Annotated in this window: 24 protein-coding genes and 1 tRNA gene; 10 read left to right on the top strand and 15 right to left on the bottom strand. The window is 65.8% G+C overall.

Features of this window, described 5'->3' with window-relative positions; all coding sequences use genetic code 11:
* Positions 1-103: 103 nt before the first annotated feature.
* A complete protein-coding gene (gene leuS / locus D9V29_RS07635; RefSeq protein ID WP_183084949.1) occupies positions 104-2,656 on the bottom strand; it encodes a leucine--tRNA ligase in 2,553 nt (850 codons plus the stop codon).
* Between the two features lie 69 nt (positions 2,657-2,725).
* The gene (gene pabB, locus D9V29_RS07630) at positions 2,726-4,096 is read right to left on the bottom strand and encodes an aminodeoxychorismate synthase component I (protein ID WP_121672819.1); all 1,371 of its coding nucleotides are present in this window, start codon (positions 4,094-4,096) and stop codon (positions 2,726-2,728) included.
* Positions 4,097-4,277: 181 nt separating this feature from the next.
* On the opposite strand from pabB, the gene D9V29_RS07625 reads away from it, so the two are divergent.
* Entirely contained in the window at positions 4,278-4,736 is a 459-nt protein-coding gene (locus tag D9V29_RS07625) for a nitroreductase/quinone reductase family protein (protein ID WP_220699933.1), read from the top strand.
* Positions 4,737-4,748: 12 nt separating this feature from the next.
* On the opposite strand, the gene cydC is transcribed toward D9V29_RS07625, so the two are convergent.
* Genes cydC through D9V29_RS07605 form a run of 4 tightly spaced genes read right to left on the bottom strand, consistent with a single transcriptional unit; the run spans position 4,749 to position 10,580 of the window.
* Entirely contained in the window at positions 4,749-6,464 is a 1,716-nt protein-coding gene (cydC, locus tag D9V29_RS07620; RefSeq protein ID WP_121672735.1) for a thiol reductant ABC exporter subunit CydC, read from the bottom strand.
* Positions 6,461-8,110, bottom strand: coding sequence for a thiol reductant ABC exporter subunit CydD (gene cydD, locus D9V29_RS07615; protein WP_229790340.1), 1,650 nt, complete (start codon positions 8,108-8,110; stop codon positions 6,461-6,463). Before cydD ends, cydC begins: the two co-directional genes overlap by 4 nt.
* A 10-nt stretch (positions 8,111-8,120) precedes the next feature.
* A complete protein-coding gene (cydB, locus tag D9V29_RS07610) occupies positions 8,121-9,158 on the bottom strand; it encodes a cytochrome d ubiquinol oxidase subunit II (protein WP_121672733.1) in 1,038 nt (345 codons plus the stop codon).
* 9 nt (positions 9,159-9,167) lie between these two features.
* Positions 9,168-10,580: a cytochrome ubiquinol oxidase subunit I gene (locus D9V29_RS07605; RefSeq protein ID WP_121672732.1), complete on the bottom strand. Its 1,413-nt coding sequence runs from the start codon at positions 10,578-10,580 to the stop codon at positions 9,168-9,170.
* Positions 10,581-10,710: 130 nt separating this feature from the next.
* Between D9V29_RS07605 and D9V29_RS07600 the strand changes: the two genes are divergently transcribed.
* Genes D9V29_RS07600 through D9V29_RS07585 form a run of 4 tightly spaced genes read left to right on the top strand, consistent with a single transcriptional unit; the run spans position 10,711 to position 13,837 of the window.
* Entirely contained in the window at positions 10,711-11,091 is a 381-nt protein-coding gene (locus D9V29_RS07600) for a BlaI/MecI/CopY family transcriptional regulator (RefSeq protein ID WP_121672731.1), read from the top strand.
* A gap of 28 nt (positions 11,092-11,119) precedes the next feature.
* A complete protein-coding gene (locus tag D9V29_RS07595; RefSeq protein ID WP_121672730.1) occupies positions 11,120-12,058 on the top strand; it encodes a M56 family metallopeptidase in 939 nt (312 codons plus the stop codon).
* A gap of 19 nt (positions 12,059-12,077) precedes the next feature.
* On the top strand, positions 12,078-12,752 hold the full coding sequence (locus D9V29_RS07590; protein ID WP_121672729.1) for a DedA family protein: 675 nt from the start codon (positions 12,078-12,080) through the stop codon (positions 12,750-12,752).
* Positions 12,753-12,790: 38 nt separating this feature from the next.
* Positions 12,791-13,837, top strand: a complete 1,047-nt coding sequence (locus D9V29_RS07585; protein WP_121672728.1) for an App1 family protein phosphatidate phosphatase — start codon at positions 12,791-12,793, stop codon at positions 13,835-13,837.
* Here D9V29_RS07585 and D9V29_RS07580 read toward each other — a convergent pair.
* Positions 13,834-14,562 carry an SOS response-associated peptidase gene (locus tag D9V29_RS07580; RefSeq protein ID WP_121672727.1) on the bottom strand — a complete coding sequence of 243 codons (729 nt, stop codon included), beginning with the start codon at positions 14,560-14,562 and terminating at the stop codon, positions 13,834-13,836. The genes D9V29_RS07585 and D9V29_RS07580 overlap by 4 nt on opposite strands.
* A gap of 88 nt (positions 14,563-14,650) precedes the next feature.
* On the opposite strand from D9V29_RS07580, the gene D9V29_RS07575 reads away from it, so the two are divergent.
* Both D9V29_RS07575 and D9V29_RS07570 read left to right on the top strand, forming a co-directional pair.
* Positions 14,651-15,775, top strand: coding sequence for a winged helix DNA-binding domain-containing protein (locus tag D9V29_RS07575; protein WP_183084948.1), 1,125 nt, complete (start codon positions 14,651-14,653; stop codon positions 15,773-15,775).
* A gap of 9 nt (positions 15,776-15,784) precedes the next feature.
* A complete protein-coding gene (locus D9V29_RS07570) occupies positions 15,785-16,840 on the top strand; it encodes an FUSC family protein (protein WP_229790338.1) in 1,056 nt (351 codons plus the stop codon).
* Between the two features lie 7 nt (positions 16,841-16,847).
* On the opposite strand, the gene D9V29_RS07565 is transcribed toward D9V29_RS07570, so the two are convergent.
* Together D9V29_RS07565 and D9V29_RS07560 are read right to left on the bottom strand one after the other, a co-directional pair.
* A complete protein-coding gene (locus tag D9V29_RS07565; protein ID WP_121672725.1) occupies positions 16,848-17,843 on the bottom strand; it encodes a glycoside hydrolase family 3 N-terminal domain-containing protein in 996 nt (331 codons plus the stop codon).
* Positions 17,844-17,934: 91 nt separating this feature from the next.
* A complete protein-coding gene (locus tag D9V29_RS07560; protein WP_121672724.1) occupies positions 17,935-18,975 on the bottom strand; it encodes an alcohol dehydrogenase catalytic domain-containing protein in 1,041 nt (346 codons plus the stop codon).
* A 105-nt stretch (positions 18,976-19,080) separates the two neighbouring features.
* On the opposite strand from D9V29_RS07560, the gene D9V29_RS07555 reads away from it, so the two are divergent.
* Both D9V29_RS07555 and D9V29_RS07550 read left to right on the top strand, forming a co-directional pair.
* Positions 19,081-19,803, top strand: coding sequence for a trimeric intracellular cation channel family protein (locus D9V29_RS07555; RefSeq protein ID WP_121672723.1), 723 nt, complete (start codon positions 19,081-19,083; stop codon positions 19,801-19,803).
* A gap of 116 nt (positions 19,804-19,919) precedes the next feature.
* A complete protein-coding gene (locus D9V29_RS07550) occupies positions 19,920-20,510 on the top strand; it encodes an NADPH-dependent FMN reductase (RefSeq protein WP_121672722.1) in 591 nt (196 codons plus the stop codon).
* Between the two features lie 5 nt (positions 20,511-20,515).
* Here the strand turns inward: D9V29_RS07550 and D9V29_RS07545 are convergent, their stop codons facing one another.
* The gene (locus D9V29_RS07545; protein ID WP_121672721.1) at positions 20,516-20,911 is read right to left on the bottom strand and encodes a YchJ family protein; all 396 of its coding nucleotides are present in this window, start codon (positions 20,909-20,911) and stop codon (positions 20,516-20,518) included.
* Between the two features lie 191 nt (positions 20,912-21,102).
* Here D9V29_RS07545 and D9V29_RS07540 point away from each other — a divergent pair, with 191 nt between their 5' ends.
* On the top strand, positions 21,103-21,660 hold the full coding sequence (locus D9V29_RS07540; protein ID WP_121672720.1) for a hypothetical protein: 558 nt from the start codon (positions 21,103-21,105) through the stop codon (positions 21,658-21,660).
* Between the two features lie 112 nt (positions 21,661-21,772).
* Here D9V29_RS07540 and D9V29_RS07535 read toward each other — a convergent pair whose 3' ends face one another.
* From D9V29_RS07535 to nadD, 5 genes are all read right to left on the bottom strand, one after another.
* Positions 21,773-22,330, bottom strand: a complete 558-nt coding sequence (locus D9V29_RS07535; RefSeq protein ID WP_121672719.1) for a DUF4303 domain-containing protein — start codon at positions 22,328-22,330, stop codon at positions 21,773-21,775.
* Between the two features lie 253 nt (positions 22,331-22,583).
* Positions 22,584-22,659: transfer RNA gene (locus tag D9V29_RS07530), tRNA-Ala, on the bottom strand.
* Between the two features lie 85 nt (positions 22,660-22,744).
* Positions 22,745-23,122 (bottom strand): ribosome silencing factor, encoded by a 378-nt coding sequence (rsfS, locus tag D9V29_RS07525; RefSeq protein WP_229790337.1) that lies wholly within the window; start codon positions 23,120-23,122, stop codon positions 22,745-22,747.
* A 22-nt stretch (positions 23,123-23,144) separates the two neighbouring features.
* A complete protein-coding gene (locus tag D9V29_RS15110; RefSeq protein ID WP_229790336.1) occupies positions 23,145-24,335 on the bottom strand; it encodes a hypothetical protein in 1,191 nt (396 codons plus the stop codon).
* Positions 24,332-24,931 (bottom strand): nicotinate-nucleotide adenylyltransferase, encoded by a 600-nt coding sequence (gene nadD, locus D9V29_RS07520; RefSeq protein WP_121672717.1) that lies wholly within the window; start codon positions 24,929-24,931, stop codon positions 24,332-24,334. The genes D9V29_RS15110 and nadD overlap by 4 nt, the downstream gene beginning before the upstream one ends.
* Positions 24,932-24,934: the final 3 nt, after the last annotated feature.

Genomic DNA, 24,934 nt, shown 5'->3' with positions numbered 1-24,934 from the left:
GCGGTCCAGTCAAGACCGCGACCCCGCTTGTCGGTACGGTTCAGCAGCCGCGGTGGACAGACCCGGGTCTGCCCCGTCCCTGTGCAGGGACGGGTAAACCCGACTATGGCTTGGTCGCGAGGCTCACGATCTTGGGGGCACGCACGACGACGTTCACGATCGTCCTGTCGCCGATGGCACGCTGCACGGCGGAAGACGCCCGGGCCAGCTTCTCGAGCTCATCGGTGGCGATCTTCGGCGACACCTCGAGCCGGTCACGCACCTTGCCGTCGACCTGCACGACACACGTGACCGATTCGGCGACGAGAAGCGTCTGGTCGGCTTTCCGCCACTGCACCGTCGCAACAGCGGGCTCGTAACCGAGCTGCTCCCACATGTCTTCTGCCGTGTACGGGGCGAAGAGGTTGAGCGCGACAGCGGTGACTTCCGCTGCCTCGCGCACCGCGGCATCCGCCGGCCCCGCACCCGTGTCGATGACTTTTCTCGTCGCGTTGACGAGTTCCATCAGGCGCGCGACGACGACATTGAACTTGAACGATTCGACGAGGCTGGGGGCGTCGGCGAGGAAGCGGTGGGTGATCCGCCGCAGTGCGACGTCCCCGGTCTTCCACACCACGTCGGGTGCACTCGACACGTCGTGGGCGACGCGCCACGCGCGAGCGAGGAACTTCGCGGATCCGGCGGGCGAGACATCCGCCCAGTCGATGTCGTCCTCGGGCGGGCCGGCGAAGATGAGCGTCACGCGCAAAGCGTCCGCGCCGTAGGTCGAGAGCTCACTCGCGAACTCGACGAGGTTGCCGCGGCTCTTCGACATCTTCGCGCCGTCCATGAGCACCATGCCCTGGTTCAGCAGCGACGAGAACGGTTCGGTGAAGGAGAGGTAGCCCTGGTCGTAGAGCACCTTCGTCATGAACCGCGAGTAGAGCAGGTGCAGGATCGCGTGTTCGACGCCGCCGACGTACTGGTCGACCGGAGCCCACTTGTCGGCGAGCTTCGGATCGAACGCCATCGTGTCCGACTGCGGGTTGAGGTAACGCAGGTAGTACCAGGAGCTGTCGACGAACGTGTCCATCGTGTCCGAGTCACGCTTCGCCGGGGCACCACACCGCGGGCAGGGAACGTTGATCCAGTCCTCGGCGGCACCGAGCGGGCTGGTGCCCTTCGGCTGCAGGTCGAGTCCTTCTGCCGGTGGCAGTTCGACCGGGAGCTGGTCCTCGGGCACGGGAACCTCGCCGCACGCCTCGCAGTGGATGATCGGAATCGGCGCACCCCAGTACCGCTGGCGCGAGATCAGCCAGTCACGGAGCCGGTAGTTCTTCGCCGTCTTTCCCAGACCGGATGCCGCGAGGGCGTCGGTGATCTTCGCGATCGCCGCGTTCTTGCTCAAGCCGTCGAACGGGCCGGAGTTGATCAGACGGCCAGGACCGACGAGCGCTTCACCCGTCGACTTCGGGTCGGCGGGCGGGAGGTCGTCCGGAAGCACGCCGTCGACGAGGACCGGGATGGCACCGGTGACCGGCTGGTTGGTGTCCACGACGACGCGGACGGGCAGGTCGAACGCCCGCGCGAAGTCGAGGTCGCGCTGATCGTGTGCCGGAACGGCCATGATCGCGCCGTGACCGTAGTCGGCGAGCACGTAGTCGGATGCCCAGATCGGCAGGCGTTCTCCGTTGAGCGGGTTGATCGCATACCGCTCGAGGAAGACACCGGTCTTCTCACGCTCGGTGCTCAGACGCTCGATGTCGCTCTCACCCTTGACCCGGTCGACGTACTCCGCAAAGGCGGCCTGGGTTTCTTCGGGAGCGTCTGCGACGAGCTCGGCGGCGAGCTCAGAGTCAGCCGCGACGACCATGAAGGTCACGCCGTACAGTGTGTCCGGTCGCGTCGTGTAGACGGCGACGGGATCGGCTTTGCCCTCGATAACGAAGTTGACGTCAGCACCGGTGGAGCGTCCGACCCAGTTGCGCTGCATGCTGAGGACCTTCGACGGCCACGCACCCTCGAGCTGCTTGAGGTCGTCGACGAGACGGTCGGCGTAGTCGGTGATGCGGAAGTACCACTGCGTGAGCTTCTTCTTGGTGACGGCGTTTCCGCAGCGCTCACAGTGGCCGTCGACGACCTGCTCATTCGCGAGCACGGTCAAATCGAACGGGCACCAGTTCACGGCGCTGGCCTTGCGGTACGCGAGGCCCTTCTCGAACAGCTGGAGGAACAGCCACTGGGTCCAGCGGTAGTACTCGGGGTCCGAGGTGTGGATTTCGCGGTCCCAGTCGAACGACGGCGCGTAGGTCTGGAAGCTCTTCTTCTGCTGGGCGATGTTGTCGTAGGTCCAGCCTCGCGGGTCGACGCCGCGCTTGATGGCAGCGTTCTCGGCGGGCAGGCCGAAGGAGTCCCAGCCGATCGGGTGCAGCACGTTGAAGCCCTGCTGGCGCCAGTAGCGCGCGACGACATCACCGAGGCCGAACGCTTCCGCGTGACCCATGTGCAAGTCACCTGACGGGTACGGGAACATGTCGAGCACGTACTTGCGCGGGCGTTTGTCGCCCTCGGCGTCGGTCGCGAAGGGCTTCATCCGGTCCCAGACCGGCAGCCACTTCTCCTGGATCGGGGCAAAGTCGTACTTCTGTCCGGCCTGGTTCTGCTCGTCGTTCGACACGTGACTCTCATTCATCTGCGGGGAACGGACCCGCGCGGAACCTCTCCGGCTGCCGCACGATCCACCGATCTAGCCTAGTTGTTCCTGTCGCACCCCGAGGGCAGCGAGCGAAGCCGCCGCTTTCACGCGCGTTTCCTCGATCTCGTCCTCGACGACGGAGAGCGCGGTGATTCCACCTCCCGTACCGACGGATGCTCCGCCGGCGTCGATCACGATGCTCCGGATCACCATGGCCAGGTCCACAGCACCGTCGGCGCCGAGGAAGCCGAAGGCGCCGGAGTACACTCCGCGGGGACCGGACTCGAGCCGGTCGAGGATCGTCATCGCACTCACCTTGGGTGCGCCGGTCATCGAGCCCGCCGGGAACGCAGACTGGACGGCATCCACCGCGCTCACCCCCGGTGCGAGCCTCGCGGTGACGGTACTCACGAGCTGGTGCACCTGGGCGTAGCTCTCGACCGCGAGGAGGGTGGGAACCGCGACGCTTCCGCCTGCAGCGACCCGGCCGAGGTCGTTGCGCATGAGATCGACGATCATCAGGTTTTCGGCGCGCTCCTTGTCGCTAGCGAGTAACTCGGTGCGGAGCGCGTCGTCGTGTTCGGGCGTGCTCCCCCGCGGTCTCGTTCCCTTGATCGGTTTCGTCGTGACCGCGCCGTCCGGCGTGATCCGCAGGAACTGTTCAGGCGATGCACTGACGAGCGCCGTGCCGTCGACGCGGATCAAGCCGCCGTGGTGGCTCGGGCTCGCTCGCCGCAGCCGACGGTACACCTCGACCGGGTCGAACGCGCCGGGCACCCGCACCTCGTTGGTGAGACAGAGCTGGTACGCGTTACCGTCGCGGATCTCCTCCTGCGCCTGCTCGATGAGCGCGCCATAGGCGGACGCGTCGTGCCGCCAGGTCGCGGTTGCCGAATCCGCCGCGGAGACCGGGCTGGTCGTGGTCGGGAGATCCACCGCGGAGAGCCACCCGAACGCGCTGTCCCGATCGCTGCCTTCCACCGCGGTGACGGTGCCGGCGCCGTGGTCGAAGATGAGCATCCGCGCGGGCCGCAGGAAGGCGGCATCCGGGTAGCGTGACGGATGCGACGGGGTCGCGGTCGTCTGCGCCCCGGCTTCGTAGCCGAGCCAGCCCACCCAGCCCGGCGCGAAGTGCCCCGCCTGAGCCGACTCCGGTGCATCCGCGAGGCTCCTCCGGAGCGCGTCGAAGATCGTGGCATCCGCGGTGACCGTCGCATCACTTCCGGCCCAGGAGGTGACGGATGCGTCGGCGACGGACGCGACGAGAAGGTCCGTCGCGTCGCCCAGATAGCTGAAGCCTGCGCTCGCGTCGACGCCGCTGTCGAGCCAGAACGAACGGGGCGAATCGGCGAACAGGGTTCGGAAGGCGATTTCGGGGTCGACCCACGCCGCAAGGCGCCGAAATCTCGAGCTGCTTTCCACATCGTCAACCTTAGGTGTCCGGAGAAAGCCGGCGATCCGGTGGTCGAGTCGCCACACTCTGGCGTTCCCGCGGGCGAGTATCCACCCTGTGTCGCTCGCGGCGGGATGGAGAAACAGATCGTGGAGATTCGAGCGGCGCAACCGTCAGCGCTGTCGAAGGCATGCGCCGTACACTGCCGGGATGACACTGCGGACGTCCCTGACCGACTTCGGTATGCGCGCGATGAACGGGGTGCACCGGATCCTGCTGGCTGTGTCTGGCGGAAAAATCGGGCGGAAATTCGGCCGGATGATCGTCGTCGAGCTGCACACCATCGGCCGCACGTCCAACAAGAGACGATCGACGATGCTCACCGCTCCGATCTTCGGGAACGGCACGTACGTCCTCGTTGCGTCGAAGGGTGGTGATCGCCGGAACCCGCAGTGGTACACGAACCTCACCGTGAACCCTGAGGTCGAACTCACCGTCGACGGAACGACGAGCAGGTTCATCGCGCGCACCGCGACCGACGACGAGAGGCAACGGATGTGGCCCGAGATCGTCACGTCATATTCCGGGTACGCCGGCTATCAGCGTCGGACCGACCGCCAGATTCCCGTGGTCATCTGCGAGCCGGTCGGCGACGACATCCGACCCTAAACGCACCGGCGTTCAGTCCGCGGCAGCAGGCTCCTGCAGCACACCGTCGGCGACGACGAAACGCCGGTCGAGCAGATCAGACGGCACGTCCCCGTGGGAGATCAGAACAACGCTGCGTTCCTCGGCTGCCCCAGCGGTGAGCAGGTCACGGAGAAGGTCGGCGGAGAGATCGGCTTCGACGTTCGCGGTCGGTTCGTCGAACACGATCACCGGGAAGTCCCGGAGCAGAGCCCGGGCGAGCGCGATCCGCTGCGCCTGCCCGCCGGACACCAGCGACCCGCGTTCACCCATCCGCGCGTCCAGTCCCCCGCGCCCCGCACACCAGTCGCCGAGGCCGACCCGGTCGAGTACCTCGAGGAGCTCGGCGTCGGTCGCGTCATCCCTGGCGAACAGGAGGTTCTGGCGCAGGCTTTCGTCGAAGAGGTACGGAATCTGCTCGCACAGCCCCACGACGTCCCGCACCGCTTCGAGCGGAAGATTGCGAACATCCTGGCCGGCCAGACGGTAGTCACCGTCGTGGTCGAGGAACCGCACGAGCAGGTGCGCGAGCGAGGTCTTGCCGGCGCCGCTGGCCCCCTCGATCAGCACTCGTTCGCCACGCCGGACGGCGAAGGACGGGACCCGGATCGCTGGGGTGTCCGCTCCCGGCCAGCGGGCGGATGCGTCGCGCAGGTCGAGAATCGGTGCCGCCGGATCCGGTGCCCACACCTCGACGCCACCAGCAACGGGGATCTCGGCGGGCACGACCGTCGGCGCGACGTCGGCGATCCGCTGAGCACTCGAGCGCACCTGCCGCCACGCACTTGACGCGAGGGGAACGGATGCCACGACCTCGAAGATCGCGAGCGGCACGAGCACGATCACGGCAAGTCCTGGACCGGTCAGTGCCCCCGTGCCGGTTTGCGCGAGAGACGGGATGCCGGAGATGAGCGCGAGTGCGACGGCGAGTCCCGAGAACAACGACATCGCTGCCGCAGCGATACCAACCCCGAGCGACCGCGCTGTGAGTGCGCGCGTGAGGGCGGCATCCGCTGTCGCGACCGTGCGTCTGCTGCCCTCTTCAGCACCGTACGCGAGCAGAACGTCGAGGCTCCCCAGGTAGTCGAGCAGAGCGTCGACGAGCGCGGCCCTCTTCGGCGCGATGCTGCGTTCAGCGGATGCCGCGACGCGGCCGGCGACGAGAGTCCCGATCACGAAGGCGACGACCAGGGAGAGCGCGAGCCCGACCGCAGCGGCCGGAGACAACAGCGCGACGACCCACACGGCGATCCCGGCGACGCCGAGGGAGGTGAGGAGCGGCTGGACGACGCGCAGCGGCAGGTTCTGCAGTTCGTCGACGTCGGAGACGAGCGATGACAGCAACGACCCGCGGCCCGTGCGGGCGAGGCCGTCGGGTGCGAGGGGAATCAGCCGGCGCAGGAGGTCGACGCGCACGGTTTCGAGCTGCCGGAACGCCGAGTCGTGGCTGGCGAGACGCTCGAGGTAGCGGAAGAACGCGCGCCCGAGCGCGAAAGCCCGCACCCCGACGACAGCCATCGACAGATACAGGATCGGCGGCTGCTCGGCGGCGCGGGTGATGAGGTACGCGCTCGTCGCGAGCAGCGCGACCGTGGAGAACGCGGCGAGGATGCCGAAGATCACGCCCCACACCCAGCCGGCGGTTCGCGGCTGTGCGGCGGAGAGCACCGCTCGCAGCTCGGGCGAAACCCGACCCGTCCTGGCGTTCATCGGACACCCGCCAGAAGGGTGGACTGGACGGGGACGACGGCATCGGCGCGGTCGATCACCGCGCGACGGTGGCTGATGACGACCACGGCCGGGCCGCCGTCGGCGAGCGTCCGGAGCCCGTCGAGCAACACCGCCTCCGTCGCCGAATCCAAAGCAGAGCTCGGTTCGTCCAGCAGTACGACGGAGCAGTTCTTCTGGAGGCTGCGGTAGATGGCGCGGGCGATGCCGACGCGCTGGGACTGTCCGCCGGAGAGACCGGATCCAGCAACGCCAACGACAGTGCCCAGGTCGATGTCGGCTGCAGCAGCGAGGTCGAGCGCGCGCCGAGCCAGCTCCTGATCCACCGAGGGTGAGCCGAGGGCGACGTTCTCGGCGACCGTTCCCGCCACGAGAGCGGGTCGCTGCCCGGTCCAGGCAAGCCACGGCCGCTCCCTCCCAGCAGCAGGAACAGCGTTCCCATCGAGGGTGATCGTGCCGCTCGACGCGGCGAACCCGAGGATCGCCGCGAACAGGCTCGACTTACCTGCGCCGCTCGGTCCTGCGATCACGGTGATGGAGCGCTGCGGGAATTCTGCGGTCACCGGGGCGAGCACCGGTCCCTCGCCGTAGTCGACCGAGACACCGTGGAGGGCGAGCGACCCGGATGCGTGAGGCGCGCTGGCGACGGATGCCGCGGTATCCGTTGGGATCCTGGCCGCCTCGTCGAGCACGGCGAACGCGTCTTCGGCGGCGGCGACACCCTCGGCAGCGGCGTGGAAATTGGTGCCGACCTGCCGGAGCGGAAGGAACGCTTCGGGAGCGAGCAGCAGAACGAAAAGTCCGACGGAGAGGGCCAGCGATCCGTCGACCAGCCGCAGGCCGATCGACACGGCCACGAGGGCGACCGAGAGGCTCGCGGCGAGTTCGAGGGCGAAGCTGGAGAGGAACGAGACGCGGAGCACGCGCATCGTCTGCACGCGGTAGTCCCGGGTGATCGTGCGCATCCGGTCGACAAGTCGGCGCTCCCGGCCGAAAATCTTCAGCGTGGCAAGCCCGCCCAGGGTGTCGACGAAACTCGTGGACAGGTCACCGAGCACCTCCCACTGCCGCCGCTGCACGGCCTGGGTTGCCCAGCCGATGAGCACCATGAACAGCGGGATCAATGGCAGCGTCACGAGGATGAAGATCGCCGAGACCCAGTCCTGAAGGAAAATGACGCCCACCATCACCGGGGTGACGATCACGGTGAGGATGAGCTGAGGCAGATACTTCGAGAAGTAGTCGTCGAGCGCGTCCATGCCCCGACCCAGCAATGTCGCGATCCGGCCGCCGCTGTGCCGGACGAGCCATGCCGGACCGAGGCGGCGAACCGCGTCGAGCACACCGAGTCGAAGTTCGCTCTTCACCCGTGCAGCCCCGCGGGCGGCGACGAGATCCCGTGCGTAAACGAGACCGGCGCGAGCGAGCGCGACGCCCACGAGTGCGCCGAGCTCGGGCAGCAGGTCTTCGAGCGACCGGCCGTCGATCGCCCCGGTGACGCACACGGTGACGAGCCAGGCGAAAGCGACGATGCACGCCGCGGTCGCCGCGCCGATGACGGCGCCGCTGACGAGGAACCATCGCGCACTGACGGCGTAACGAAGAAGCCGGGGATCGAGGGGGCGCACGGGGATCAGGTTAGTGCGCTGCGTCGGGAACGGGCTGCGCGCCGGCATCCGCCCCGCCGTCGATGTGGGTACGGGTGACCCGCTTGCGGAACACCCAGTACGTCCAACCCTGGTAAGCGAGGATGAGCGGCAGCGCAAACAGCGCCGTCCAGCTCATCACCTGCAGTGTGTACGGGCTGGATGACGCGTTCGCGATCGTGAGGCTGTTCGCCGGGTCGTTGCTCGCGGGCATGACCTCCGGGAACAGTGCGGCGAAGAGCGTCATGACGGCGAGTCCGATGGTGAGCGCCATGAGGCCGAAGGCAAGGCCTTCCCGCTTGCGGGCGTTCGCGAGCACCGAAGCGATGAGGGTCACGGCGGCGCCGGCTGCGAGGAAGAACGCAGGAAGGGTCCCGTATGCCAGCACCGTCCAGGTGAGGAAGGATGCCGCGACCACGATCGTGAGGATGCCGGCACGCGTCGCGAGCGCACGCGAACGGTCGCGGATGTCACCGTCGGTCTTGAGGGTGAGGAAGAGCGCCCCGTGCGTGAAGAAGAGCAGAAGCGTCGTGACGCCACCGAGAAGGGCGTAGGGGTTGAGCAGGTCGAACACGGTGCCCGTGTAGTTGTGCCCGGCGTCGAGGGGAACACCCTGGACGATGTTGGCGAACGCCACGCCCCACAGCAGGGCAGGGATCGCCGAGCCCCACACGATCATGTTGTCGAAGCGTCTCTTCCAGGCGAGCTCGGGTCGCTGGTGGCGGTACTCGAACGAGACGCCCCGGAGGATGAGGGCGATGAGGATGATCAAGAGGGGCAGGTAGAACCCGCTGAAGAGCGTCGCGTACCACTCGGGAAACGCGGCGAAGAGCGACGCACCCGCGACGATCAGCCAGGTTTCGTTGAGGTCCCAGACCGGACCGATGGTGTTGATGACCACGCGCCGGTCGGTGTCGTCCTTCGAGACGAACGGGAGACTCATCCCCACGCCGAAGTCGAACCCGTCGAGCACGAAGTAGCCGACGAAGAAGAACGCGATGATGAAGAACCAGAGAACGCCGAGATCCATGATGTCCTCCTAGTAGACCGTCGTGGTGACGAGGGGTTTGCCGGTTTCGGGATCGGCTTCCGGGGTGTCGGCCGGGCCGTGTTGCGCCGCCTTCTTGATGAGGCGGAACTCGACGACGGCGAGGGATCCGTAGACGACGGTGAAAGCCGTGAGCGAGAGCAGGACCTCGAGCCCGGTGACGCCGGGAGAGACGCCGTCCGCCGTCTCGAGGAGACCGAACACAAGCCAGGGTTGCCTGCCCATCTCGGTGAAGACCCAACCGACGATCATCGCGCCGAGCGAGAGCGGGAATGACCAGACCGCAGCCTTCCACACCCACTTGTTCGACGGCATCCGCCCCTTGCGGGTGAGCCAGAGACCCACCATCGCGACGAAGATGTGCATGATCCCCATGCCGATCATCCAGCGGAAGGACCAGTAGGTCACCCACACGATCGGGACGTAGTCGCCGGGACCGTAGAGGGTCTGGTATTGCTCCTGCAGGTTGTTGATGCCCTCGACGGTTCCGTCGAAGGTGTGTGTCGAGAGGAACGACAGCAGGTAAGGAATCCGGATCGAGAAGAGTTCGTGGACGCCGTCCGGGGTACCGAGGGTGAAGATCGAGAAGGAGGCGTCAGCGCCGGTCGAGGTTACGTACAGCGCCTCAGCCGCCGCCATCTTCATCGGCTGCGTTGCCACCATGGCGAGGCTGAGCTGGTCACCGGCGAGGGTGGTGAGGGCACCCGAGATCACCATGGACCAGAGTCCGAATTTGAGTGCGGGGCGCATGGTCTCGAGGTGCTGGTTTCTCGACAGGTGCCACGCGGCGACCGTGATGATGAGACCCGCCGAGACCATGAAGCAGGCGAAGATCGTGTGCGGGAACGCGGCCAGTGCGACCGGGTTGGTGAGCAGTTCCCAGATGCTGGTGAGCTCGGCCCTGCCCTTCTCCTCATTGATCCGGAACGCGACGGGGTTCTGCATGAAGGCGTTCGCAGCGATGATGAAATAGGCCGAGAGGATGCTGGCGATCGAGACCACCCAGATGGTCGCGAGGTGCAGTTTCTCCGGCAGCTTGTCCCAACCGAAGATCCACAGGCCGATGAAGGTCGCCTCGAGGAAGAAGGCGAGCAGCCCCTCGAATGCGAGCGGGGCGCCGAACACGTCCCCCACGAAGCGGGAGTAGTCCGACCAGTTCATACCGAACTGGAACTCCTGGACGATGCCGGTCACGACACCCATGGCGAAGTTGATGAGGAAGATCTTGCCGAAGAAATGGGTCAGCTGGAGATAGTGGGCTTTTCCCGTTCGCACCCACGCGGTCTGGAAGATCGCAACGGTCAGCGCCATTCCGATGGTGAGCGGTACGAACAAAAAGTGGTAGATCGTCGTCAGTCCGAACTGCCAGCGTGACAACAGCAGCGGATCCAGTAGCTCGTTCACTTCACCTCCACGGCGAATTTCTACATTGTGTAGAAACCATCTCCCTTGAGTGTAGGACACATTTCTACGCGCCGTAGAACTACTTCTACTGTTTGTAGAAAACTTTCGGCGAAGCCGGTATCGTAAAGGCATGGCAACACTGGGAGATCTCGAACGAGCGGTCATGGACGTGCTCTGGAACGCAGACGACGCGCTGAGCGCAAACGATCTTCGCGACCGCCTTCACGCCAGTGAGAGGGCCGGCGCGAAGGACGTTGCCGTCACGACCGTCCTCACCGTGCTCTCCCGGCTCGAGGCCAAGAACTTCGTCTCGCGGGACCGCTCGATGCGACCTCATCTGTACCGCTCGGTGACGAGCCGGGCCGAACACACCGCCGGCCTCATGCACGAGGTGCTTGGAGCGGCTCAGGACCGCGAGGCCGCGCTTGCCCGGTTCATCGGTTCGGTCTCCCCCGCCGAGGCGGAAACCCTGCGGCAACTGCTCGGCGCTTCCTCGCGCCACTCCAGCTAGCGGCAGCGAACACTAAGCTCCGAGCGTGATGTTCTTCATCTCCGTGGTGCTCGCCTGTCTGGCCGTCCTGCTGGCCTGGCCGGTCCCCCTTCTCCTCGCCCGAGCGCAGTGGCCGTCCCGCGCACCCGGGACCGGCCTTGCGTTGTGGCAGGCCATCGCCCTCGCGGGTGGCCTCTCGATGATCGGCGCCTTCGTCACGTACGGGTTGATCCCGTTCGGACCCAGCCTCCTGCCGGGTCTCGCGGAGCTCCAACGCCACTTCTTCGACGGCACCCTCCCTCCGGCCGCGAACCTCGGGCACATCTTCTCCCTCTGCCTCGCCGTTCTGCTCGCCGGACACCTCCTGCTCAACCTCATCCTCACCGCCGTCCGCACCGAACGGCAGCGTAACCGCCACCTATCCCTCGTGAACCTGCTGAGCGCGCCGATGCCCGACCGGCCTGGCACCCGGGTCCTCGACCACCCCGCGCCCGTTGCCTACTGCCTGCCCGGGGTCACCCGGTCCGTCACCGTGCTGTCTGAGGGCATCGTGACCCTTCTGGATCCCGAGCAGTTGCGGGCCGTCATCGCACATGAGCGGGCCCATCTCCGGCAACAGCACCACCTCGTCCTCGTCGCGTTCAAGTCGTGGCACAGCGCTCTGCCCTGGTTCCCGATCGCCAATCGGGCGGAGAACGCCGTCGGCCTTCTCGTGGAAATGCTCGCCGACGACCAGGCGCGCCGTGACGTCGACGACAGCACACTCGCGACGGCGATCGCGCTCGTCGCCTCGGAGGGCGCCGCGAGCCCGGATGGTTCGACGCTCGAGCACCTGCATGCCGGCGACAGTGCACCGGGAGTAGCCGGAAGCCGCGTGCAGCGACTGATGCACCCGCAACCCCCGTTGTCCACGGGCGCGCGTGCCCTCGTCCTTGCCCTGTCCGGAGCGCTCCTCGTGGTCCCGCCCGTGCTTCTCGTCATCATCTGATTCCCCTAGGCTCAATCGGGTGAACGAGTTTCTCAGTTGGATCCTTGACCTCGTTCAGGGTGTCGACCCGGTACTCCGCACCGCGCTCGCCGGTGTCGCGATCCTGCTGGAGACATCCGTTCTGGTGGGCCTCATCGTGCCCGGCGACACGGTCGTGATTGTCGCGAGCACCGCGGTCGAAGGGCCGTGGCAGTTCGTGTCGCTCGTCGTGGTCGTGATTCTCGGAGCGCTGGCGGGTGAGAGTATCGGCTTTGCTCTCGGCCGCTACTTCGGTCCGAGGATCCGGGAGAGCCGGCTCGGTCGCAAGATCGGCGCGCGGCAGTGGGAGCGTGCCGAAAACTACCTCGACCGGCGCGGCGGAATCGCGGTCTTCATCTCGCGGTTCCTCCCTGTGCTTCACTCGCTCATCCCGCTCACCGTCGGCATGAGCACGATGACCTACCGCCGGTTCATTTCGTGGACGGTACCGGCGTGCATCCTCTGGTCGATCGCGTATGTCTCCGTCGGCTCGGCAGCGGCGGGAACGTACCGCGAGCTCGCGGACAGGCTGCACTACGCGGGATACATCTTCGTCGGCATCATCGCCGGGTTCCTGGTGCTCGTCTTCATCGTCAAGAAGGTGCTCAACAAGACCCAGGAACGCCACATGAACCGTGCCGGCGATGGAGACGCCAATACGCTCGACGAGCCGTGAATCCCGCCGGAGGAATACCGGCATGCCAGACTGTCAGAATGCGAAATCGCGAGCAGCCCGGTCCCGGCGCGTCCAAGGCAGCCCTGACCCTGCACCGTGCAGCCCGTATCGATGACGCGTGGCTCGACTGGCGGGCACGGCGTGGGCGCAAACGCGGTCTCGTCGCGACGGTCATCCCGTACACCGGGTACGGCTCGCCGACCCTGTTGCGTGTTCTCGCGCGGGTGCTTCTCACCAAACCGGATGCCACACCGGCGGCCGCTCCCTCCCAGCGCGTCCGCGGTTGGCGCAGCTTCACGAGCATCCCGGTCGTCTCGGCGACCGTGACGATCGACGTCGGCGACGAATCCCACACCGTTCAGGCGGACCGCGGCGGCGTCATCGACGCCGAGATCCCCGTGGACCTGGAGCCGGGGTGGCAGCAGATCACGCTGCGCAGCGAGGGCTCCCGGCCGGTCGTCTCGAACGTCTTCATCTCGAACCCGGAGGTGCGTGTCGGGGTCATCTCCGACATCGACGACACCGTCATGGTCACGCTGCTCCCCCGGCCGTTGCTCGCCGCCTGGAACACGTTCGTGCTCGACGAACACGCTCGAACCCCGGTTCCCGGCATGGCGGTCATGCTCGAGCGCCTCGTGCGCAAACACCCCGGCGCGCCGATGATCTATCTGTCCACCGGAGCGTGGAACGTGGCACCGACTCTCTCGCGGTTCCTCTCCCGGCACCTGTATCCGTCCGGCGCTCTTCTGCTCACCGACTGGGGTCCGACGCACGACCGGTTGTTCCGGAGCGGACGCCAGCACAAAGCAGACAACCTCCGTCGGCTCGCCGCCGAGTTCCCCGACATCCGCTGGCTCCTCGTCGGCGATGACGGGCAGCACGACGAGGAGATCTACGGCGAGTTCGCCGAAGAGTTCCCCGGGAACGTCGCAGCCATCGCGATCCGCCAGCTGTCTCCCGGCGAGGCGGTCCTCGCCGGAGGACGGTCGAAGGGCGAAGGACGGGACACCACGGCGGCACCATGGATCTTCGCCCCGGACGGCGCGGGACTTCTCGAGCAGCTCGAAGAACTCGGTCTGGTCTAAAGCCCCGGGAGAGTTCCCGGAAGATCTGACAATTCGATCGGATCGATGAGGTGCCGGCCGTCGTTCTTCACACTGTTCACCGCTTTGGACACCGGGAAGTAATGGAAATCGTGCGCAACCTCGAACGACGTCGCGTCGAGCAGTTCGAGGGCGTCGTTGGACGACAGGTCGGCGCCCAGCCAGGCGTCGTAACTCTCAGGAGTGAGGCAAGCGGGCATCCGGTCGTGCACCTCGCCCGGTGCGACGTGAGCGTCGCGGGTGATGATCGCCATCGACAGCCGCCATCGGCCGGGGTCGTCATCGGCCTTGGAGCGATCCGGCCAGGCCTTCACGATCCCGGCCATGGCGACATCATGGCCGGGGTGGTGGATGAAGTACGGCTGCTTGCCGTTCTCGGTGAGCTGCCACTCGTAGTAGCCGGCAGCGCTGACGATACATCGGGATGACGCGAATGCACCCTTGAACAGGCCATTGGTCGCAACGGTCTCGATCCGGGCGTTGATCACGGGTTTACCCCCGCCGAAGGTCGGCGAGTTCGGAGACACCATTCCCCAGCGCACTGATTCGACCTGACGGGTACCGTGGTGTTCCCGGATCACCGGCACCGAGTCGGTCGGTGCAACGTTCCAGGACGGCGTCCACTCTGGCGCCGTCTTGCCGGTCTCGGCCATGAACTCCCGGATGAGGTCGTCGGTTTCCTTATCCATCGCAAATCGTCCGCACATGCTTTCATCCTGCCCGACACCGGCGACACTGGCACCTCCTTCCGTCGAGGAGTTCACTCCCGCGCCGAACGAACGGCAGACTGGGCCGATGGACTCATCCTCCCCCGCACAGCTCGCTCGACTGCGCCTCACCTCGCAGAGGGTGCACCGACACCGGCCAGCGACTCCCAGCGAGACGGTGACGCAACTCACGGCGATGCAGGGGCAGGACCTGCCCGGCGTTCTCTGGTCGATCGGGCTCCGCACCCCGGGTGCGACGGAATCCGACGTGCGCGCTGCCTTCGACCGGCGTGAACTTGTGCGCAGCTGGCCCATGCGGGGCACACTTCACGTAACGGCGCCCGATGACCTCCGGCTCATCCTCCCGCTGTCGCGGCACCGGCTGAAGACCGCCGTCGCAAGCCGCCACCGCGAGCTCGGCATCACCGCGGACGACGTCACGACCGCGACGGATGCTGGTACGCGCGCACTCGGGGAAGGCCCGCTCACGCGCAAACAACTTCTCGAGGTGTTCGAGGCCGCAGGCCAGTCGACCGCCGGGCAACGCGGCATCCATCTCATCTCCTCACTCGCTCACGCGGGACTCATCTGCCAGGGCCCGTTCGTCGGCACCGAGCAGGCGTTCGTGCTTTTCGACGAGTGGGCGCCCTCCACAGCCGCGACGTACGACCGGGACGAGGCGATCGCCGTGGTCGCGCTGCGGTATTTCGTCAGCCACGGTCCCGCCACCGAAGCTGATCTCGCCTGGTGGGCCAATCTCACTCTCACGGATGTTCGCGCCGCAATCGCCGCGATCGGTGACCGGATGGCATCCAGATCTATCGACGGCAGAACCTACTACGGAGCCGGCGACGTTCTCGACGCTGCCAGGCCCGATGAAGCGGCGAGCGATGTGTTCCTGATGCCCGGGTTCGATGAACAACTGCTTGGCTACGCGGATCGCTCGGCGGCACTGAACCCTGAACACTCGGAGCGGATCGTCCCTGGCAGGAACGGTGTGTTCAAGCCGACTCTGGTCATCGGGGGCCGGGTCTCCGGCACATGGTCCCGCCGCGAGAAGGCCAGGGGCATCGACGTGGTGGTCATGCCGTTCGATGCACTGGACAAGGACACGGAGCGAGGGATCGAGCGCGCAGTGGAGCATTACAGCCGATTCAAGGAGAAGCCGGTGTCGGAAACGATCGCGGCCGAAGCGTTCCCTCCCGCGAGGTAGCGTGGACTCGTGAAACGACTTCCAGCGCTGCGACTGCCGTCGTTCCTTCGCGCGCCCAGTCGCGTTCCGCTGCTGCAGGTCGTCAAGACATCCGTCGCGACCGTGCTGGCCTGGTTGCTCGCCGTTCTCCTGCTCCCATCAGAGCTGCCCATCTTCGCCGCGATCGCGGCGTTGCTCGTCGTTCAACCGAGCGTCAACCAGTCGTTCGGTAAAGCGGTCGAGCGAAGCGTCGGGGTGATCGCCGGTGTCGTGATCGCGACCCTGATCGGACTGGTTTTCAGCACCCACGCCTGGGTGATCCTGCTCGCGATCGTCGTCTCGATCTTCTTCGGCTGGGCGTTCCGCCTCGCGCCGGGTTCGGCGAATCAGATCCCGATCAGCGCCATGCTCGTGCTCGCTCTCGGCGCCACGACTCCCGGCTATGCACTCGACCGGATCGTCGAGACCCTGATCGGTGCAGCACTCGGTGTGATCGTGAACGTGCTCATCGTGCCCCCGGTCGCGCTGGCACCCGCGGAACGCGATACCGGCCTGCTCACGTCCGAGCTGGCTTCCAGTCTTGAGCGGCTGGCCGTTGCCCTCACCACCCCGCAGACCCGGCAGTCGCTGGACCGTCTCATGATCGAAGCGAGACTTCTGCGACCCATGCGGGAATCCGCGGCATCCTCTATCCGGCTCGGCGAGGAGTCACTCACGCTCAACCCGCGAAAGAGCGCGCATCGCACCCGGTTGGAAGACACCTCACGACTTCTGACCAGGCTCACACCCATCGTCACCCGCGTGATCGGCATGACTCGCGCGCTTCATGATCACTACGACGACTCCCTCATTGAGGAGCCGTCGATGCACTCGATTGCGACCGAGCTCAGACGTGCCGCGCACGATCTGCTTCTTCTGGCGCCGCGAGTCGAGCAGACAGCGGACGCCGAAGCGCCGGCAACGGATGAGTTGCCGGTTCTGACGTCACAACTGACGATCGCGCGCCCTCACCCGGAGCACTGGCTGCTCATCGGCTCCCTCATGGAGGACCTGCGCCGGATCCATGAGGAGATCGTCGGGGAGTGAGTGGCGCTCAGGCTCGCTGACTGAGATGAAACCGGCTGAAAAGAAGCTTTCGTGCCGCGTGTTCGATCTGCTGATCGGAGATTCGCCCGGCATCCACAGCGGCCGAGATGTCTGAGACGAGAGCAGCCGGGTCGGCACCCTCGTCGGCGGGCGTTGCGCTGAGAACGTACAGCAGCATGGTCATGCCCGCTGCGAGAGAACGGATCGCATTTTCCGAGGTGTTCCGGTATTCGGCGAGCCCGGTGTTCCGCAGCATCAGTATGTCGTCGGTGATCGTGATCCCGTCGAAGCCGAGCTGGTCGCGGAGAATGGATTGCCAGGGCGCTGAGAGTGAGGCCGGAACAGGGTCGACGGCGTCGTACCGGAGGTGCCCGACCATGACGAAAGGGGCGCCGGCGGCGATCCCGCTCCGGAACGGAACGGCATCCGTCGCGTTCCACTGCTGAAGAGTCTTGCCAGTGCTCGGCACGCTCGTATGCGAGTCGCCGGGAGCAGCGCCGTGCCCCGGGAAGTGCTTGAGGGTGGACAGCACGGATGTTTTCTCGCCCGTCACCGCGGCTGCCACCCGTTCCGCGGATGCTTCGGGCGTCGTTCCGAGCGCGCGCCGGTAGATGAACGACGCCGGGTCTGCGGTCACGTCGGCCACGATGCCGAAGTTGATGTTGACGCCCGCCTGGGCGAGGAGTCGGGCGCGGCCAGCGAAGGCCTGCGTCGTCTCCATCGCGGGCGCGTCCTTGAGCGTCAGCGCGGACGCCCAGTCGTCGCCGCCGAGCCGCCGAACGTCACCGCCCTCCTGGTCGATAGCAATCAGCGGCGGGAAAGCGGGATCGATCGTGGCCGCTCGCGTCAACGCGGCGGTGTCATCGACCGTTCCCGCGATGTTGTCACCCATGAGGATCATTCCGCCGGGCTGGTGCTCCTCGATGAACGACGAGAGGGCGGCAGCATCCGTTCCTGGCAGATGGAGCATCAGGAGACTCGCGATCTTCTGCTCGCGCGACATGCTCGCGAGCTTCGCATCGACGGCGACATCGGCCGGGCTTCGGGCGGGAATGATGATCTCCTTCGGTGTCGACGGGTGTTGCAGGACGATCTCAGCTGGGCACGATGAGGGTCACGCCCGCGGTGTTCCTCGCGTTGGCGAGATCGATCATCGCTGCGGGCACCTCGTCGAGGCTGATCCGGCGGGTGATGAGCTCTTCGGGGCGGAGCTTGCCCGAGGCGATGATGTCAAGCATTGCCGGGTAGTGGCGGGCTGCCATCCCATGGCTGCCGAGCAGGGTGAGTTCGCCCGCGATGACGTCGCTCATCGGGATGCGGGGGTCGCCGGCATACAGTCCGATCTGCACATGCCGGCCGCGGCGGGCCAGGGAGCGGATCGCGGTCGCTGTCGTGTTTTCCCGGCCGAGGGCCTCGACGGACACGGCGGCACCGCCACCGGTGACCTCGCGGACTCGCGCCACCACCTCGTCATCGGACAGACCGCTCGAGTCGATCACTGCCTCTGCTCCGGATGCCGTGGCGAGCTCGAGCGCGTCGGTCGCGATATCGACGCCGATCACCCTCGCCCCGACCGCCGCGGCGATCATCACAGCGCTCAGCCCGACGCCGCCGCAGCCGACAACGACGGCCCATTCGTCCGGCTGCAGTCGCGCCTGGCCGACGAGACCGCGGAACGCCGTCGCGAACCGGCATCCGAGGATTGCAGCCGCACCGGGGTCGAGGGAGTCCGGAATGGGGATCACGTTCACCTCGGCGGACTCGATGGAGACGTACTCGGCGAAGGAGCCCCAGTGGGTGAACCCGGGTTGGGTTTGATTGCGGCACACCTGTCCATTGCCGCCCTCACACTCGGGACAGTCGCCGCAGGCGCAGACGAACGGGACGGTGACGCGCTGACCGACTCGCAGGGTCGAGACGCCGGCGCCGAGTTCGCTGATCCGCCCGACCAGTTCGTGCCCGGGGACGTGCGGAAGCGTGATGCCGGGATCATGTCCTGCCCACGCGTGCACATCGCTTTGGCACAGGCCGGTGGCCAGAACCTGGATGACGACGGCGCCCGGCCCGGCCGCGGGCTTTTCGACGTCGACGACGCGGGGTACTCCCCCAAATGACTCGTACAGGACTGCGCGCATCAGCCCAGTATCCCGCAGCCCGCGCGATGCTGCGCTCCGGCTCCGTTACTCTGGGAAGCGCGAGAGCCGGAGTCTCGCGCCCGCCGAGAACCGAAGGGTTCGACAATGGACCCGACAGTGGACACCTTCAACCAGATCCTCCGTTTCGTGGATCTCGCCGGCGTTCTCGCGAACGCCATCCTCGGTGGCATCGCCGCTCGCTCTGCACGGCTCGACATCGTCGGTTTCGTCATCCTCGCCGTTCTCAGCGGGCTCGGTGGCGGCATCATTCGCGACACGCTGCTGCAGCAGGGTCCCCCGGTCGCCCTCACCGATCCTGCCTATCTCGCGCTCGCGATCACGGGTGCCGTCATCGCATTCTTCGTGCCGTTCCGGGGGCGCTGGTCTCAACGATCCCTTGTGCTGATCGACGCCCTCGCGATCGGATCCTGGGCGGCCGTCGGCGCGCAGAAAGCTCTCGACGCGGACCTCGGTTGGCTGACGGCGGTCGCGATGGGAATCGTGACCGCCGTCGGTGGTGGCGCCGTCCGCGATGTGATGCTGCTGCGCATCCCCCGGATCTTCGGCGGAAACACGCTGTACGCGACAAGCGCGCTCGTGTCTAGCGTCGAGATGGTCGTGCTCAGCAAGCTCGGCATGCCGACGCTCGGTTCGGCCGTTGCGATGGGCAGCGGTGCCCTGTTGTCATTGCTCGCGCGGCGGTACGGCTGGACCCTCCCCACCGAAGTTCGGATCCCCCGGCCGCGCCTCCTCGCCGACATCCGACGCAAAGCCCGGCGGCGACGCAGACAGGATGCGGCGGAGTCGGGAGAAGCGCCGCCTGCGTAACCGGTGGCATCCGCTCGCGTCATGGACACCGCGCGCGGTGAGTCGTAGCGTGGGAGCGTCACGACGGGGTGTCCGATTGAGGCCTTCCGGTGCGTGGCCCGAAAGGAAGGACTCCCATGCCCACCATCCACGAACACGAACCGCCGTACTCGGTCGGTTACTTCATCGGCAGTCTCGCCTCCGCATCGATCAACAGGCAGTTGGCCGGGGCGCTCGTCAAGCTTGCTCCTGCCGAACTCGAGATGAGGGAGATCCCGATCCGGGACCTGCCGCTGTACAGCTACGACTACGACGACGACTATCCGGAGGTGGCGCGGTCGTTCAAACAGGCGATCGCCGACGTCGACGCTGTGCTCTTCGTCACGCCCGAATACAACCGGTCGATCCCGGGAGCACTGAAAAACGCGATCGACTGGGCGAGTCGCCCGTACGGGGAGAACGCCTTCACGGGCAAGCCGTCCGCTGTGATCGGAGGATCGATCGGGGCGATCGGTACCGCCGTTGCGCAGCAGAACCTACGCAGCGTGCTCAGCTTCTGCAACTCACCCCAGATGAACGCGCCGGAGGCTTACATCCAGATCACGCCGGGCCTCATCGCTGACGACGGCATGATCACGAATGAGGGGACCGAGACATTCCTGCGGGATTGGATGGGCGACTTCCTCACCTTCATCACGCGGGTGCTGACGGTCGTTCCCCAGCGCTGACGCTGTCAGACCGCGTCGACGTATCTCCAGGAGCGAGCGTCACGCGAGAACCTGCTGACCTCGTGCTGATCGCCGCGTCCGTCCGGGGAGCGGTAGAACGCGCGGAACTCCACGACGCCTTCCGTGTCGAGCGGGCCGCCCCCGGTCGTCGCCAGGATATCGAGCCGGTACCAACGCACATCCGGATCGAGATCGAGTGTGGTGGGTCGGGTTCGCGGATGCCACGACGCAAGCAGGTAGCGCGAGTCGCCGGTCACGAACGCCGAGTACCGCGAACGCATGAGCCGCTCAGCGGTGGGTGCCTGGGCGTCGCCGCGGTGGAGCGGACCGCAGCACACCCCGTACCTCTCCCCGCTCAGGCACGGGCAGCGATCGGTATCGGTGAGCTCGGTGAAGGGCATGGAGCCATTATTCCGTGCGAGCACGGGCCATTCGGCTACCGGCAGGTCTACGGCGCAGGCGCACTGCTCAGGGACGCATCCGACACGATATCTTGAGTCGTTAAGCCTTCGCTCTCAAACTCATGGTCACCCGCACAACGAGAATAGGAGTGGCGTGTGTTCTTGCCGCCCACCCTTCAAAAGGATTCGAGATGCCCAACGAACTTGACACTCTGATAGCCAGTGCCCGCGAGCACTGCGATGTACCGGAAGCGATCACGGTCGAGGCAGCGAGCGAGCTCATCGAATCGTTCGGGGCGGTACCGCTCGATTTCAACCGGTACAGAAATGCGCTCGTCGACGAGTTCGTGAACCCGCTCCTTGTTGTCCGGGCTTACACCATTCATGACGCCACCCTCCTTGCCGGGCGAGCAACGATAGAAGAACGCGAAGTGTTTGTGGCGGACCCGGACGAGGACTTCGATTCGCTCGAGTACGGTGCAGAACAAGTTGAGTGGACGACGTTCAGCCACGAGATCGAGGTACTCGAAAGGGTGCACATCCTTCTAGAGAGAGCGGTGGACGACCTCAATCGAGTTGGAAATTTCCGCGTCTATGGTGCCGGGCAGTGGCTCCGCGAATCTCTGTGGGCGGCGACCGGGGTGCTGCCCCGCGATCCCGGCGCGCCAGACGAGAGTTCCGAACTTTTCGGTCGGGCATTCGCGTATGCGGGTAGAGAGAAGTTTGCCGCTGAGCCGATCGCGCGCTAAGACAAGTTTCCCGTCCGCTGGTGCTTCGCGCTTTGGCTCGATAGCCGCCTTCGATGTGGTGGGAGCAAGCCGTGGACGCCATAGGCGCCGAATCAGTTGCCACCGCATCGAGCTAGCTCGATGGGTTCGCCACCCAGGCGTCGTACTTGACCATGAGTTCGGGCCCATTGAGTTGCGCAGTCCAGCCGCGAATTTCGGCCTCGGCCACGTCCGCGTCGATGGGTTCGAACGCACGGACCGCGCCCGCAAAGTAGGCGTCCAGATCGTTGTCCACGACCTCGGAGAGGGCCCTCACGACCGCGTTCCAGACCGTCGTTCGATACACATCGCGGGCGGGAGCGATTGAGGCATCTCGGCTCCTGGTCAATAATTCGGAATTGACGGACTGAAGTGCGTCCTCGTCAAGGTGCTCGAAAAAGCGTAGATCCCACTCGCCGATCGACCAGAGGAAGTAGTTGGCATACTGCGGTCGACGCTCGAGCGCTGCTCGATAGTGGTCGCGGGTGTGCACAGCTGCCACGACATTCGTTGCATCCGCGTCCGTGTATGCGCCGACACCAACGACATCCGCCGGGTCGAGATCGGCGGTGAGGAGTTGAAAATTCGACGCAAGGGCGTTGCGCAGACGAACCGTTAGGTCGTCGCCCCAGGTCTCAAGATTCCAGTTCATGACTACAACGTAGTCGGAGTCCTGATCGTGCGACGGAAGCTGGCAGCGGTACGAGGGCTGTATCTAGCGTTTCACGGAAACGTTCTCGCTGAGTGCGATGTTGTTTTCGCCGAGGCCTCCCTCGGCGAAAACAACATGCGTGGGGCCGCAGCCAGCGCCCGTCAGTTCGGACAACAGATCGGATGACGGAACGAAAGAACACGGCCCGCTCAACGAAAAGAACCCCTGAGAACATTACGTTCATCAGGGGTTTTGGTGGATCTGAGGGGATTCGAACCCCTGACCCCCTGCATGCCATGCAGGTGCGCTACCAGCTGCGCCACAGACCCATTCGGTTGCTCTGATCTCTCGGAGCAACCTGTTTAGATTACTACAGAATCGGCGCTGGTCGAAATCGAGCGCCGACTCGCGAATCTACTCCGCTTGCGCCGGTGTGGCGACAGAGATTGGAACGACCGGGCAGTCCTTCCAGAGGCGCTCGAGCGAGTAGTACAGTCGCTCTTCCTCGTGAAAGACGTGCACGACCAGGTCGCCGAAGTCGAGGAGAATCCAGCGCCCTTCTGAGCGGCCCTCGCGGCGAAGCGTCTTGACACCGGATTCGTTGAGCTTGTCTTCGATCTCACTGGCGACGGCGACGACGTTGCGCTCGCTGCGTCCCGTGGCGATGAGGAAGATGTCGACGAACGGGAGCGGCCCGGAGACGTCGAGTGCAACCAGGTCTTCGGCACCTTTGTCGTTCGCCGCGGCTGCGGCGATCTCGAGGTGCGCGATGGTGGATTCTCGTGCTGTCACTGCTGGTGTACCTTTCGGGGAATTATCGCGACTGGAAAGCGCCGGTCGCGATACCGACGACGATGACCGACAACACAGCGACGGCGAGGACGCCCGCGGTGATGGCCAGAATAAGAAGCAGCCTGTTGCTGCGGGCGGGCGCCGGCGGGTTGATGACATCGCGGGTCGCCGTGTGGGTCGACACGGCCTTGCTCGCAGACACCGGAGTTCCGGCTGTTGCGGGGCGCGCGTCGTCCTCGGCATCGAACATCGCATCGATGTCTGACTTGTCGAAGTGGTCGGAATTTCCGCCGGACGAGCCGATTCCGGCGGGAAGGTCGATAGACCCGGTGATCACGACATTCCCATTGGCTGATAGGGGGCCGGTGAGCGGCTGACCGTTGGGCATCGACGGCAGGACGATCGAGCTCGTGCTCACACCGTTGCCCGCTTCTTCCAGCCCGCGCGCGATGATCTGGTCGAACGGCTGAGCGAGCGCCGCCGCGGTCGAGTCGTCGTCAGAGAGAACGGATGCCCCGAAGCTGCTGGACAGCTTCGGCTCGGTCTCCAGGTCCTCATCCGTCATCTGCGCGGTTGCCGCAGGTCCGAACGCGGATTCCACCGGCGGCTCGGGGAGGTTGTCCCCGAGGTCGACCGCCGGAGACGGCTCATCGTCGGTTGCTGCGGGCACGATCTCGGCGTCGACAACGTCCGCTTCGGGAGCGACGACCGCGGCTGAAGGCACGAACGACGGAGCCCGATTGGCCTGTGCAACGTTCCGTTTGGCGTTTTTCTTCTCGGCCTTCGACTGCTTGGTGGTGAGCGGCGCTTCCTCGTCAGCGCTGGACGTTTCCGGCGTTACCGTCGGTGTCTCGTCAACGAATGCTGTCGCGTCCGCCCGGGGAGCGGCATCCGTCTTCCATTTTTGTGGCTGTGAATCCGTGGCGGGGATGGTGGACATCGACGACGTCCGCACCCGTTCCAGGTCACGTGCCTGCCGACGGGTGAGTGGGCGGCCCTGCGCCTGTGCTTCTTCGAGCACGGCGACCTGATCGGTCGACAGTGCGGGTGGTTCGGGTGCTGCTTCGACCTCGGGAACGTCTCCCCCGGGAACCGGGGACGTCGTCGAGACCCGGCGTGGAGGCGTCGGGATGGAATCACTGGACTCGGTCGTTCGCTGCTGCTCACGCAGCTGGCGACGAGAGAGCGGTTGCTCGTCGGGCAGCGGGGTCATGCATTACTCCGATACAAGTGGTGTTTGGTGATGTACTGAACGACACCGTCGGGAACCAAATACCAGACCGGGAATCCCCGGCTCACCCGGCTCCGACAGTCAGTTGACGAAATCGCCAAAGCCGGAACTTCCAACAAGCTTACGTCCTGCTGCGGCAATCCCGAAATGTTGAGTGCGTGTCCCGGTCGACTCACAGCGACGAAGTGCGCGAGCGACCACAGCTCGTCGACGTCCTTCCAGCTCAGGATCTGAGCGATCGCATCAGCCCCCGAGATGAAGAACAGTTCGGCATCCGGTCGCTCTTTGGCGATATCACGGAGGGTGTCGATCGTGTACGTCGTGCCTTTGCGGTCAACGTCCACCCGGCTCACCATGAAGCGGGGGTTAGACGCCGTCGCGATGACCGTCATCAGGTAACGATGCTCAGCAGGAGTCACAACCTCTTTGTGCCAGGGCTGCCCCGTGGGCACGAAGATGACCTCGTCGAGATCGAAGGATTGCGCGACTTCACTCGCCGCCACCAGGTGGCCGTGGTGGATGGGGTCGAACGTGCCGCCCATCACTCCAACGCGTGGCGCGCGCGGCAGGACTGCCATCCG

Source organism: Mycetocola manganoxydans (assembly GCF_003667545.1).
GTDB lineage: Bacteria > Actinomycetota > Actinomycetes > Actinomycetales > Microbacteriaceae > Mycetocola_A > Mycetocola_A manganoxydans.
This window is presented reverse-complemented; position numbering and strand designations above follow the sequence as displayed.

Coding starts and splice junctions, on each gene's coding strand:
- D9V29_RS07625 (WP_220699933.1), top strand. CDS start 4,278: ATGACACTGCGGACGTCCCTGACCGACTTCGGTATGCGCGCGATGAAC.
- cydC (WP_121672735.1), bottom strand. CDS start 6,464: ATGAACGCCAGGACGGGTCGGGTTTCGCCCGAGCTGCGAGCGGTGCTC.
- cydB (WP_121672733.1), bottom strand. CDS start 9,158: ATGGATCTCGGCGTTCTCTGGTTCTTCATCATCGCGTTCTTCTTCGTC.
- D9V29_RS07600 (WP_121672731.1), top strand. CDS start 10,711: ATGGCAACACTGGGAGATCTCGAACGAGCGGTCATGGACGTGCTCTGG.
- D9V29_RS07595 (WP_121672730.1), top strand. CDS start 11,120: ATGTTCTTCATCTCCGTGGTGCTCGCCTGTCTGGCCGTCCTGCTGGCC.
- D9V29_RS07585 (WP_121672728.1), top strand. CDS start 12,791: ATGCGAAATCGCGAGCAGCCCGGTCCCGGCGCGTCCAAGGCAGCCCTG.
- D9V29_RS07580 (WP_121672727.1), bottom strand. CDS start 14,562: ATGTGCGGACGATTTGCGATGGATAAGGAAACCGACGACCTCATCCGG.
- D9V29_RS07575 (WP_183084948.1), top strand. CDS start 14,651: ATGGACTCATCCTCCCCCGCACAGCTCGCTCGACTGCGCCTCACCTCG.
- D9V29_RS07565 (WP_121672725.1), bottom strand. CDS start 17,843: ATGTCGCGCGAGCAGAAGATCGCGAGTCTCCTGATGCTCCATCTGCCA.
- D9V29_RS07560 (WP_121672724.1), bottom strand. CDS start 18,975: ATGCGCGCAGTCCTGTACGAGTCATTTGGGGGAGTACCCCGCGTCGTC.
- D9V29_RS07555 (WP_121672723.1), top strand. CDS start 19,081: ATGGACCCGACAGTGGACACCTTCAACCAGATCCTCCGTTTCGTGGAT.
- D9V29_RS07550 (WP_121672722.1), top strand. CDS start 19,920: ATGCCCACCATCCACGAACACGAACCGCCGTACTCGGTCGGTTACTTC.
- D9V29_RS07545 (WP_121672721.1), bottom strand. CDS start 20,911: ATGCCCTTCACCGAGCTCACCGATACCGATCGCTGCCCGTGCCTGAGC.
- D9V29_RS07540 (WP_121672720.1), top strand. CDS start 21,103: ATGCCCAACGAACTTGACACTCTGATAGCCAGTGCCCGCGAGCACTGC.
- D9V29_RS07535 (WP_121672719.1), bottom strand. CDS start 22,330: ATGAACTGGAATCTTGAGACCTGGGGCGACGACCTAACGGTTCGTCTG.
- D9V29_RS15110 (WP_229790336.1), bottom strand. CDS start 24,335: ATGACCCCGCTGCCCGACGAGCAACCGCTCTCTCGTCGCCAGCTGCGT.
- nadD (WP_121672717.1), bottom strand. CDS start 24,931: ATGGCAGTCCTGCCGCGCGCGCCACGCGTTGGAGTGATGGGCGGCACG.